Source organism: Streptomyces sp. NPDC053048 (assembly GCF_044547045.1).
Lineage (GTDB): Bacteria > Actinomycetota > Actinomycetes > Streptomycetales > Streptomycetaceae > Streptomyces.
Map to the genome: position 1 here is coordinate 301,396 of NZ_JBITZS010000008.1, position 12,265 is coordinate 313,660.

General features: G+C 70.0%; 9 protein-coding genes. All 9 read right to left on the bottom strand.

Annotation, left to right across the window (positions count from 1 at the left end; genetic code table 11):
* Positions 1–10: 10 nt before the first annotated feature.
* Positions 11–1,609 carry an ABC transporter substrate-binding protein gene (locus ACIG36_RS23060; RefSeq protein WP_399930820.1) on the bottom strand — a complete coding sequence of 533 codons (1,599 nt, stop codon included), beginning with the start codon at positions 1,607–1,609 and terminating at the stop codon, positions 11–13.
* Between the two features lie 123 nt (positions 1,610–1,732).
* On the bottom strand, positions 1,733–3,328 hold the full coding sequence (locus ACIG36_RS23065; RefSeq protein WP_399930823.1) for an ABC transporter substrate-binding protein: 1,596 nt from the start codon (positions 3,326–3,328) through the stop codon (positions 1,733–1,735).
* 458 nt (positions 3,329–3,786) lie between these two features.
* Positions 3,787–4,479, bottom strand: coding sequence for an HAD family hydrolase (locus ACIG36_RS23070; protein ID WP_399930826.1), 693 nt, complete (start codon positions 4,477–4,479; stop codon positions 3,787–3,789).
* A 136-nt stretch (positions 4,480–4,615) separates the two neighbouring features.
* Entirely contained in the window at positions 4,616–5,680 is a 1,065-nt protein-coding gene (locus ACIG36_RS23075; protein ID WP_399930829.1) for a PAC2 family protein, read from the bottom strand.
* Positions 5,681–5,824: 144 nt separating this feature from the next.
* Positions 5,825–6,865 carry a glycoside hydrolase family 18 protein gene (locus ACIG36_RS23080; protein ID WP_399930832.1) on the bottom strand — a complete coding sequence of 347 codons (1,041 nt, stop codon included), beginning with the start codon at positions 6,863–6,865 and terminating at the stop codon, positions 5,825–5,827.
* Between the two features lie 134 nt (positions 6,866–6,999).
* Positions 7,000–8,607, bottom strand: a complete 1,608-nt coding sequence (locus ACIG36_RS23085) for an FAD-dependent oxidoreductase (RefSeq protein WP_399930835.1) — start codon at positions 8,605–8,607, stop codon at positions 7,000–7,002.
* Positions 8,608–8,609: 2 nt separating this feature from the next.
* A complete protein-coding gene (gene glpK / locus ACIG36_RS23090) occupies positions 8,610–10,145 on the bottom strand; it encodes a glycerol kinase GlpK (protein WP_399930836.1) in 1,536 nt (511 codons plus the stop codon).
* 44 nt (positions 10,146–10,189) lie between these two features.
* Entirely contained in the window at positions 10,190–10,972 is a 783-nt protein-coding gene (locus ACIG36_RS23095) for an MIP/aquaporin family protein (protein ID WP_399930839.1), read from the bottom strand.
* 344 nt (positions 10,973–11,316) lie between these two features.
* A complete protein-coding gene (locus tag ACIG36_RS23100; protein ID WP_399930842.1) occupies positions 11,317–12,081 on the bottom strand; it encodes an IclR family transcriptional regulator in 765 nt (254 codons plus the stop codon).
* Positions 12,082–12,265: the final 184 nt, after the last annotated feature.

Consider the following 12,265-nt stretch of genomic DNA (forward strand, 5'->3'; position numbering starts at 1 on the left):
GCCCGGCGGACTAGCCCTTGGCGCCCTTGCCGATCTCCCAGAAACGGAAGACGGTCGAGGCGTCGAGGGTCCACTGCAGGCCGGAGACGCGCTCGTTGGCGACGGCGTACTGCTTGCCCTGCCACAGCGGCAGGACCGGCACGTCCTGGGCGATGGTGTTCTGCACCTTGGTGAAGTCGGCGACCGTCGCCGGGCGGCTGCCCTGGGCGGCGGTGTTCGGCAGGATGCCGGCTATCTCCTTGGACTGGTAGTTGTTCGCCAGCACGTTCTCGTCGCCGAAGAACGGCGCGGTGAAGTTGTCCGGGTCCGGGTAGTCGGGCACCCAGCCCTTGACGTAGACGCCGTACTTGCCGGCGGCGATGTCCTTCTCGTACTGGTCGAACGGCACGCTCTGCACGTCCGCCTCGAAGAGACCGCTGGCGTTGAGCTGCTTGGCGATCTCCTTGAACTCGGCCACGGTGGCCGGGCCGTATCGGACCGGGGTGGCCCACAGGGTGAGCTTGACCTTGCCCGTGATGCCCGCCGACTTGATGGCCGCGGCGGCCTTGTCGGGCTGCGGGCGGTCGCCGTAGACGTCGAAGAACGGCGTCTTGTGGGCGGTGATGCCGCTGGGGACGACGGAGTACAGCGGCTCGGCCGTGCGCTTGTAGACGTCGCGCACCAGGGTGCTGCGGTCGATCGTGTAGGCGATGGCCTTGCGGACGCCGACCTTGCCGACCACCGGGTCCTTGGTGTTGAAGACCAGGTGCTGGACCTCGGCGCTGGTGCCCTCGATGACCTTGAGGCTGCCCTTGTCGCCGGCGCCGGCGGACTCGATGTCGGCGATGTCCTTCATGGCCAGGCCTCGGTAGGCCAGGTCGACGTCGCCCTTCTGGACGGCGGCCTTCAGCTCGTCCTGCTTGCCGTCGAAGAACTTGATCGTCATGCCGCTGTTCTGCAGCTGGGCCGGGCCCTTGTAGGAGCCGTTGGGCTTGAAGACGGCCTTGGTCTTGCGGTCGAAGGAATCCAGCTTGTAGACACCCGAGCCGACGGCCTTGCCGTCGGTGCGGAGCTTGTCCTTCGGGTACTCCGTGTGGTCCACGATCGAGCCGGCACCGGAGGCGATCTTCTGCGGGAAGGTCGCGTCGGGGCGCTTGAGCTCGAAGACGACGGTCGACTTGTCCGGCGTCCTGATGTTCTTGATCGTCGACAGCATGGTCGCCGCCGGACCGTTCTTGTCGTTGATCTTCAGGGTCCGGCGGAAGGAGTAGGCGACGTCCTCGGAGGTGAGGTCGTTGCCGTTGCTGAACTTCAGCCCCTCGACCAGCTCGCACTGGTAGACGGTGCTGGTGTCGTCCTTGAACTTGCAGCTCTTGGCGGCGTCCGGCTGCGGAGTGGTGCTGCCCTTGGGGAAGCTCATCAGCGACTGGAAGACGTTGTTGAAGAGCAGCCAGGAACCCGGGTCATAACCGGATGCCGGGTCGGTGGCGAGCACCTCGTCCGACATGCCCATGACCACCGACTGCCCGGTGCCGGCCTCGTTGCCGTCTTCCGACCCGCACCCGCTCAGCAGGGCGGCGGCAAGCCCCGCGCCGAGCGGGGCGGCGAGCCACTGGTCACGTTTCCTCACGTGCACGTTCCTCACAGTTCTTTGATCGCAGATGAGACCGTCGGGTGAAACTTGTCGAGCAGGGGTGGAGCAGGTGGAGCAGGGTGGAGCGGTGGGGCGCCGGCCGGACGGGCGGCCGGGCCGTCAGGCGCCGCGGGAGAGTTCCCACGGCTGCAGCTCGGAGGCGGAGTTGAGGGCCCACTCCGCGCCGGTGATCTTCTCCCGCACCGCCACGTACTGCTTGCCCTGCCACAGCGGCAGCACCGGCACGTCCTCGGCGAGGATGTCCTCGGCCTGCTGGAAGTACTTGGCGGCCGTGTCGCGCTGCGCGGCCTCGCGGGACTGCGGGATCAGCTCGTTGGAGATCTTCGTGTTGCGGTAGGGCGAGGAGAGGAAGTTGTCATTGCCCACGAACGGGGCGATGAAGTTGTCCGGGTCCGGGAAGTCGGGGAACCAGCCCATGCCGTAGACGGCGTACTTGCCCTTCGCGGCCTCGGGGCGGAAGTCCGCCCACTTCACGCCCTGCACCTTGGCGGTGAACAGGCCGGTGCTGTTCAACTGCTTCTGCAGCGACTTGAACGCCTTCCCCGTGGTCTCACCGTAGTGATCGGTGGTGTACGTGAGGGTGAGCGGCACCGGAGTGGTGATGTTCGCGGCCTTCAGCAGGGCGCGGGCCTTCTCGGCACTGGGCTCGCCGTACTTGTTGGAGAAGGAGTTCTGGTGGCCGGTGATGCCGCTGGGCACCAGGGAGTACAGCGGCTCGCTGGTGCGGCTGTAGTCGTCGCGCGCCAGCGCCTGGCGGTCGACCACCTGGGCCACGGCCTGGCGCACCGCCTTGGACTTCACCGACGGGTCCTCGGTGTTGAAGGCGAGGTAGCTGATCTCCTGGCCGGGCGACTCCAGCAGCCGCACGCCCTTGTCCGTCGAGCCGCGCAGGCGGGCGATCTGCTCGGGCAGCAGGGCGCGGTTCATGATGTCGATGTCGCCGGCCTTGAGGGCCTTCTCCATCGCCTTGGAGTCGTCGTAGAAGCGCATCTCGACCTTGTCGTTGAGCAGCTTCACCGAGCCCTTGTAGTCCGGGTTCCTGCTGAAGGTGGCCTTGACGACGCGGCCGTCCTTCTCCTCGGTCTTCAGGGTGTACGGGCCGGAGCCGACGGTCGTGAAGCCGTTGCCCAGCTTGTTCTTCTCGTACGACTCGCTGTCGACGATGGCGGCGGCCGGGGTGGCGATCTTCTGCGGGAAGGTCGCGTCGGGCGACTTGAGGTGGAAGACGACCTCCAGCTCGCTGGGCGTCTCGACCTTGTCGATGTTGCTCAGCAGCGAGACCGGGCCGTTCTCGAAGTTGATCGTCCGGGCGCGGTCGATGGAGAACTTGACGTCCTCGGAGGTGAGATCGTGCCCGTTGGAGAACTTCAGGCCGCTGCGCAGCGTGCAGCGCAGCTGCTCGTTCTTGCGGTCCCCGAACGAGCACTTCTCGGCGGCGTCGCCGACCGGCGAGGTGCCGGAGCGCGGCAGGCGCAGCAGGGTCTGGAAGGTGCTGTGGAGAACGTTCCAGGCGCCGATGTCGTACGCGGCGGCGGGGTCGAACGGCGCGGGCGCGTCCGTGGTCTCCTCGAACCGGTCGGTCGTCCCGATGACGATGGCCTTGTTCCCGCCGGAGACCCCGCTCCCGCCACAGGCGACGAGGACGGGTGCCAGCAGGCCTGCCACGGCGGGCAGGACCAACGTCTTGCGGTTCATTGTCTGGGGTTCTCCCTGTGGTGCGTTCGGTGCCCGGACCCTACCGATACCTGATGCGCTGGTCATATGGGCAGCCGTGAAGTTCTCGCGAAAAGATTAGTGCGCGTGGCCACCGGCCCCGGAACAGGGCGAACTTGATGCAATATCACGCCGCGATAACGGCAGGCGCATGTCCGATATTCGGACGCCGGAACGATTCCGGCACGGGATGATCAAACGGGACACAAGGGTGCGCTTCAACCCCCGTGGAGGCCCGTCCGGGGCGACAGAAGCCGCCACGCGGACCCCGGAACCGGTGACGAACGTCACGTAGGCGATTGTCTGTCCGACCGTGCGAATTCAGCCGCCGCATTCGTCACGGAAAACAATCGATCAAACGCCCAGAGTTCTTGCTCATTCCCGCGCCGCACGCTCAGTGCATGCGCCGGTGCATTCCCGTGAGCAGGTCACCCGGGTGATCAGTGCCTGATCAGGCCCCGGAGAAAAGACAAGTCGACTTCCTCGAGCGAGCGCACCACCGTGCGCCCCGCGGCGGGCGGGATCGGGGCCACCGAGGGCACCGCCACCACCCGGCAGCCGGCCGCCTCCGCAGCCGTCACGCCCGTGAGGGTGTCCTCCACGACCGCGCAGCGCGCGGGCTCCGCGCCCAGCCGGGCGGCGGCCAGCAGGTAGGGGTCCGGGTGCGGCTTGGTACGGGCCATCTCGTCGCCCGCGACGGTGAGCGTGAAGTGCTGCGGGCCCAGGCTGTGCAGCACCCGGTCGATGATCTCCCGGTGCGAGGCCGAGACCAGCGCTGTGGGCACCGAGTGCGCGGCGAGCTCCGCCAGCAGCCGGCGGGCGCCCGGCATCAGCGGCACACCCGTGCCGATCATCTGGGAGAAGCGGCTGTTCAGCAGCGCGGTCAGCTCGGCCAGGGCGATCTTGGCGCCCGTCGCCTTGATCAGGAAGGAGGCGCTGCGGGCCATCGGACCGCCGACGACCACCTCACGCCACTCCTCGAGCAGCTGGTGGCCCAGCTCCTCGAAGACCGCGACCTCCACCTGCCACCAGAAACCCTCGGTGTCGACCAGCGTGCCGTCCATGTCGAGCAGAACGGCCTGCAGGGCCGGGGCCGTCGAACGCGTGTCGACAGCGGGGATGCTGCTGGTCATCCGCACACCTCCTGAGGGGACGAAAGGCCGGCCCCTCACCCTCCTCGGGTGACGAACCGGCCTTCACCGGGCAGACAAGTGTACGGCGAACCGTTACGGTGCGTCGCGTCAATAACGCGCGAAATCGGCGCCGGCGCTACCCGCCCGTACCGTCCGGGCCGTCCTCGGGCGTCCCGGGAGCGCTCTCGCCGCCCCGGTCCTCGCCCTCGTCGTCCTTGGCGGACGCCTTCGGCGGGCGCGTCCGGCCGCTCGTGGTGTCCCTGAGGTACGAGCCGTCCCGGCCGCCCTCGCCGAGCCCCGGTTCCGCCGCCAGCCCGCCGGGCTGACCCGGCTGGCCCGGCTGACCCGGCTGGCCGTCGCGGCGGCGCAGATAGCGCTCGAACTCACGGGCGATGGCCTCGCCGGAGGCCTCCGGCAGATCCGCGGTGTCCCGCGCCTCCTCCAGCGACTGGACGTACTCGGCGACCTCGCTGTCCTCGGCCGCCAGCTGGTCCACGCCCAGCTGCCAGGCCCGCGCGTCCTCCGGCAGCTCGCCCTGCGGGATGCGCAGGTCGATCAGGTCCTCCAGGCGGTTGAGCAGGGCCAGGGTGGCCTTCGGGTTCGGCGGCTGGGAGACGTAGTGCGGCACGGCCGCCCACAGGCTCACCGCCGGCACGCCCGCGTGGGTGCACGCCTCCTGCAGGATGCCGACGATGCCGGTCGGTCCCTCGTAGCGGGACTCCTCCAGGTCCAGGGTGCGGGCCAGGTCCGGGTCGGAGGTGACGCCGCTGACCGGAACCGGCCGGGTGTGCGGGGTGTCACCGAGCAGCGAGCCCAGGATCACCACCATCTCCACGCCCAGCTCGTGGGCGAAGCCCAGGATCTCGTTGCAGAACGAGCGCCAGCGCATGCTCGGCTCGATGCCGCGCACCAGGACGAGGTCACGTGCCGCCGCCTTCTCGCCGCCGCCGGTGCGCACCACGGACAGCCGGGTGGTCGGCCAGGTGATCTTGCGGACGCCGCCGTCCAGCCAGACCGTGGGCCGGTTGACCTGGAAGTCGTAGTAGTCCTCGGCGTCGAGCGCGGCGAAGACCTCGCCCTTCCATTCCCGGTCCAGATGCGCGACCGCACTGGACGCGGCGTCACCGGCGTCGTTCCAGCCCTCGAAGGCACAGATCATGACCGGGTCGATCAGCTCGGGAACCCCCTCAAGCTCGATCACCCAGCGCCTCCTTCCGACCGGCGGGCCGGGCTCGTGCCCCGGTTCGCGCCGGTTGCCGTTCCGTGCAGTTGCGGTTGCCTTGCGTGTGCCCCAAGCCTACGACTTCGGCGACCCCCCTTCGCAGCCCCTGAGGGGGAGGTACTTTCAGCCACGCACACCCCATCCTCCGCGGTAGGCACGCCAGTCCGACTCGGTCGCGGCGAAGTCCACGTACAGGGCCACCCCGAAGCGCTGACGACGGCGGTCCTCGCGGCTCAGGCCCAGCCGGGCGCCGCGCAGGGCGGCCGCGGCGGTCTCGGCCCGGCTCTGATGGCCCCAGGTGTCGGTGTGGTAGAAGGGCAGGCCCATCAGCAGATCCGTTTCTGCCGGTGTCACCTGCAGGGCGAGCGCCGTCTGCCGGGCCACGTAGCCGCCGTAGAGGTTCTCCCAGGGCAGCGCGGTGTCGTAGGACATCACGGCGATCTGGTCGGTCCGGCGGGCGACCTTGCCGAAGTAGCTCTGGGTCCACCACTTCTTGCTGCCCATCAGGCGGGCCGCGCTGTGCATCGAGGGCAGCGGGTCGATCTGCTGGGCGGCGACGGAGAGCAGCCCGCCGCTCGAGCGCACGGCCGGGCGCAGCGCGTCGAGCAGCGTGAGGAAGTCGGCGTCGTCGCTGGGCACCGGCTCCACATCGAGGTGCACCCCCTCGAAGCCGGCCCGCATCACCTGCCGGGCGCTCTCGACGACGGCGGCGCGGGCGGCGGGCGAGCCCAGCCACAGCCCGGCCCCGCCGGGCGCGGTGACCAGCTTGTTCCCGAGCCATGCCTGGACGCGCACGCCGGGCAGTTCGCGGTGCACGGAGTCGAGCAGCCACCGGACGTTCCTGTACGCCGAGGCGGGCAGGGTGCCGTCGTGCTCGAGCGGGCCCGCGTGCACGTACAGGTCGCGGATGCCGGTGTCGCCGATCCGCCGCTTGAGGCGGGCCAGGTCGGCGGGGCCGCGCCGGCCGTCGACCCAGGCGTGCCCCAGCCAGACGGCGTCCCTGCCCCGGGTGACCGCGTCCTCGGCGGGCGCCCCTGCGTACGCGGCCCGCAGCGCGCTGCCCGCCGTGACGACGGGTATCAGCACCAGCAGGACCAGGCCGAGCGCGACGCGCACCACGATGCGCCTGAGCAGCGCCTTGCGCCGGGTTTTTGGCCGGTTCATGTCGTCCCCCATCTTTCCCTTCGAGGGACGTGTCCGGGCCCGTGCCGGTTGCCTGCGGCCGGAAGTGCGGACCGGGCATGCGGAAGGGGAGGGACGCCCGGGGCGTCCCTCCCCTCACCGGGTGCGCGGGGACGTCAGCCCCGGTCGCCCAGCATGTCCTTGACCCGGGCGCGGACGTCCTCGTTGTCCAGGCCGCGGATGGTCAGGGTGGTGCGGCGGCGCAGCACGTCGTCGACCGTGGCGGCCCACTCGTTGTCGCGGGCGTAGACGACCTGGGCCCAGATCTCCGGGCCGTCCTCGTGGATCCGCTCGCCGAGCTCGGGGTTCTCGTTGACCAGGCGGGCGATGTCGAACGAGAGCGAGCCGTAGTGCGTGGCCAGGTGACGGGCGGTCAGCGGGTCCATGCGGCTGCCGGGCTCGCGGTCCACCAGCAGGCGGTGGGCGACGGCGTTGGGGTTGGCGACACCGGGCAGCGGGGTGCGGCGGACCAGGCTGGAGATGGGCTCCATGTCCTCCGTCAGCGGGCTGCCGGGCACCTGGGCGAGCTTGTTCATGACCGTACGGCCGATGTGGCGGTAGGTCGTCCACTTGCCGCCGGCGACCGAGAGCATGCCGCCCTTGCCCTCGGAGACGACCGTCTCGCGCTTGGCCTGGGCCACGTCGCCCGGACCGCCGGGCAGCACCCGCAGGCCCGCGAAGGCGTAGGTCATCAGGTCGCGGTCGAGGTCCGCGTCCTGGATGGAGAACGCCGCCTCGTCGAGGATCTGCTGGATGTCCTCCTCGGTGGCGCGCACGTCGGCCGGGTCGCCCTCGTACTGCGTGTCGGTGGTGCCAAGCAGCAGCTGGTCCTCCCAGGGGAGGGCGAAGGTGATGCGGTACTTGTCGATCGGGGTGGCCATGGCGGCCTTCCACGGCGACTTGCGCTTCATCACGATGTGCGCACCCTTGGAGAGGCGGATGGAGGGGGCCGCGCCCTTGTCCTCCATCTTGCGCAGGTGGTCGACCCAGGGGCCGGTGGCGTTGAGGACCACGCGGGCGTCGATGCCGAACTCGGAGCCGTCCAGGCGGTCCTTGAGCTCGGCGCCGGTCACCTTGCCGTGGGTGAAGCGCAGGCCGGTGACCTCGGCGTGGTTGAGGACCACGGCACCGGACTCGACGGCGGCGCGGACCGTCATCACGGCCACGCGGGAGTCGTTCATCTGGTGGTCGTAGTAGACCGCCACGGCCTTGAGGTTGTCCGTGCGCAGACCGGGGTTGTCGGCCTTGGCCTTGGCCGGGGAGATCACCTTGCCGACGCCGTCGCCGAAGGCGGACAGCGCCGAGTAGGCGAACACACCGGCGCCGAGCTTGGCCGCGCCGACCGGGCCGCCCTTGTAGACGGGCAGGTAGAAGGTCAGCGGGTTGACCAGGTGCGGGGCCACGTCCTTGGCCAGCACCCGGCGCTCGTGGTGGTTCTCCGCGACCAGCTTGACCGCGCCGGTCTGCAGGTAGCGCAGACCGCCGTGGACGAGCTTGGAGGACGCGGAGGAGGTGGCGCCGGCGAAGTCGCCGGCGTCCACCATCGCGACCCGCAGACCGGACTGCGCGGCGTGCCAGGCCACCGAGGTGCCCAGGATGCCGCCACCGATCACCAGGAGGTCGTACGTCGCGTTGGACAGCCGGTCCCGGGTCTCGGCGCGGCCCGGGTTGGCGCCGGCAGCCGGGTGCGTTCCCAGGGTCGGAACGCTCTGCGGGGTTGTCATGATTACTCCTCGTCCTCGATCCAGCCCATGGTCCGCTCGACGGCCTTGAGCCAGTTCTTGTACTCGCGGTCACGCGTGTCCGCGTCCATGCGGGGGGTCCACTCGGCGGCCCGGCGCCAGTTGGCGCGCAGCGCGTCGGTGTCCGGCCAGAAGCCGACGGCCAGGCCGGCGGCGTAGGCAGCGCCGAGGCAGGTGGTCTCGGCGACCATCGGGCGCACGACGGGTGCGTCCAGGAAGTCCGAGAGCGTCTGCATCAGCAAGTTGTTGGAGGTCATGCCGCCGTCGACCTTCAGTGCGGTCAGCTCGACGCCGGAGTCCTTGGTCATGGCGTCGGTGATCTCGCGGGTCTGCCAGGCGGTGGCCTCGAGCACGGCGCGGGCGATGTGCGCCTTGGTGACGTAGCGGGTCAGGCCCGCGATCACACCGCGCGCGTCGGAGCGCCAGTAGGGGGCGAACAGGCCGGAGAAGGCCGGCACGAAGTAGGCGCCGCCGTTGTCCTCGACGGAGCTGGCGAGCGTCTCGATCTCGGCCGCGCTCTTGATGAGGCCCATCTGGTCGCGCATCCACTGCACGAGGGAGCCGGTGACGGCGATGGAGCCCTCGAGGGCGTAGACGGGCTTCTGGTCGCCGATGCGGTAGCCGACGGTGGTCAGCAGGCCGTTGTAGGACTGGACGGGCTCGTCACCGGTGTTCATCAGCATGAAGGTGCCGGTGCCGTAGGTGGACTTGGCCTCGCCCTGCTCGAAGCAGGTCTGGCCGAAGAGGGCCGCCTGCTGGTCGCCGAGCGCGGAGGCGACGGGGACGCCCGCCAGGGCGCCGCCCTTGGCGGTGCCGTAGACCTCGGCGGAGGAGCGGATCTCCGGCAGCACGGCGGCCGGGATCTCCATGGAGGCCAGGATGCGCTCGTCCCACTCCAGGGAGCGCAGGTTCATCAGCATGGTGCGCGAGGCGTTGGTGACGTCGGTGACGTGCACGCCGCCCTGGGCGCCGCCGGTGAGGTTCCAGATGACCCAGGAGTCCATGGTGCCGAAGAGGATGTCGCCGGCCTCGGCGCGCTCGCGCAGGCCCTCGACGTTGTCCAGCAGCCAGCGGACCTTGGGGCCGGAGAAGTAGGAGGCCAGCGGCAGGCCCGTCTCGCGGCGGAAGCGGTCCTGGCCGACGTTGCGGCCGAGCTCCTTGCACAGCGCGTCGGTGCGGGTGTCCTGCCAGACGATGGCGTTGTAGACCGGCTCGCCGGTGTTCTTGTCCCACATCAGCGTGGTCTCACGCTGGTTGGTGATGCCGATGGCCTTGACGTCGGCGGCGGTGATGCCCGCTTTCTCGACGGCGCCGGCCACGACCTCCTGGACGTTGGCCCAGATCTCCTTGGCGTCGTGCTCGACCCAGCCCGGCTTGGGGAAGATCTGCTCGTGCTCCTTCTGGTCGACGGAGACGATGCGGCCGTCGCGGTCGAAGACGATGCAGCGGGAGGAGGTGGTGCCCTGGTCGATCGCCGCGATGAACGGGCCCTGGCCGTGGGTGCCGGTGGTGTCGGTCATGTGGAGTGTGCTCCTGAGGTCTGAAGGGTCTCGGCGGTTGCTGGTCAGAACGCGATCTTGTGGATGCCTGCGGCGAGGGCGCCGCCGATGAGCGGGCCGACCACCGGAACCCAGGCGTAGCCCCAGTCTGAACCGCCCTTGTTGGGCAGCGGCAGCAGTGCGTGCATGATGCGCGGACCGAGGTCGCGGGCGGGGTTGATCGCGTAACCGGTCGGACCACCGAGCGAGAGGCCGATGCCGACGACGACGAGGGCCACCATCAGGGTGCCCGTACCGCTCGTGGCCAGGCCCTTGGTCAGACCCATGGTGAGGATGAAGAGCACCAGCGCGGCGGTGCCGATGATCTCGGTGACCAGGTTCTGCACCGCGTTGCGGATCTCGGGGCCGGTGGAGAAGATGCCCAGCACCGGGCCGGCCTGGGGGGTCGCGGCCTGGTCGACCATGCCCTCCTTGGGGTTCAGGCTGGCGACGATCTCGGGGTCCGTCAGGTGCGCCTGGAACTGGCCGTAGTAGGCCAGCCAGACCAGCGACGCACCGATCATCGCACCGAGCAGCTGGGAGCCGATGTAGAGCGGCACGTCGCTCCACTCGGTCGCGCCGTCGATGGCGAGGCCGAGCGTCACGGCGGGGTTGAGGTGCGCACCGGACTTGGTGCCGATGTACGCACCGGCCAGCACGGCGAAGCCCCAGCCGAACGTGATGGCGAGCCAGCCGGCGTTGCGCGCCTTGGAGCTCTTCAGCGTGACGGCGGCGCACACGCCGCCGCCGAGCAGGATCAATACTGCGGTACCGATGAGTTCACCGGTGAAGATGTCGGAGCTGGACACCCGCGACTCCTTTGTCCTTCGTCCAGGGGAAGGCGAACCCCGGGTCCCTCCGGCGGTCCGCGCCCTCCGTGAGGGCGGTGATCGGTCCCGTGGCACTGCACACCATAGCGAATATTGTCGTTAGGTGTTCGACAATGCCGACCGATGAACGGCAGTTTTCTGCACGGTCAAGGGCGCGTCAAGGGCTCTGTGACCGGAAACTCTCGGCCAACTGGCCGGAAATCTACGTTTGGATACCGGCCGGTAACGGGGTGGTCTCGAGGGGGTTCCGGCCACCGCTTCCGGGGCTGTTTTCCATACCGCGGCCCCGGTTTCCGGCGGGCCCGGAAGCGTCCGGCGCGGCGCTAGAAGCGTCCGGCGCCCAGATCGCGGGAGACGGCGCGCGCGCAGTCGCGTACGGCCGCGACCAGCCGGGCCCGCAGCTCGCCGTCCTCGCACACCCGCTCCACGGCACCGGTGATGCCCACCGCGCCCACCGGCATCCGGCGCCGGTCGTGGATGGGGGCGGCGACGGACGCCACGCCTGCCCAGGTCTCCTCCACGTCCGCGGCCCAGCCGCGGGCCCGGGTCAGGTCCAGCACGCCCTCGATCTCGGGCAGCGCGGTGATCGTCCGCGGGGTGAACGCCTCGCGGCCGGCGTCGGCCACCTCGGCGTGCGCCACCGGGTCGTAGGCGCACAGCACCTTGCCCAGGGCGGTGGAGTGCAGCGGCTGCATCGCGCCGACCTCGAGGACCTGGCGGCTGTCGTCGGGGCGGAAGACATGGTGGATGATCAGCACGCCCTGCTGGTGGAGGACGCCGAGGTAGACGCTCTCCCCGCTGGAGCGGGCCAGGTCGTCCGCCCACACCAGGGCGCGGGCCCGCAGCTCGTGCACGTCCAGGTAGCTGTTGCCCAGCCGCAGCAGTTCGGCCCCGAGCTGGTAGCGGCCGGAGGCGGGGTCCTGCTCGACGAACCCCTCCTGCTGCAGCGTGCGCAGGATGCCGTGCGCGGTGCCCTTGGCCAGCCCCAGCGCCGAGGCCACGTCGGACAGGCCGAGCCGCCGCTCGCCGCCCGCGAGCAACCGCAGCATCGCCGCAGCCCGTTCGAGCGACTGGATGGTCCGTGCCATCGACAACAACCTCCTTGCGCGCTGCCGCCCGGCTGTATCCGTTTGTATCCGTTCGGCAATGCTGAACACTATCGGCCGATGCCGACCACGGGGTACCCGACAGCAGGCCAGACCATGATCGCTGACAGCGGACGGGTGGCCGGATCCGGCCACGCACCCGGGCGGCGGCCCGGTGGCCGGTGGC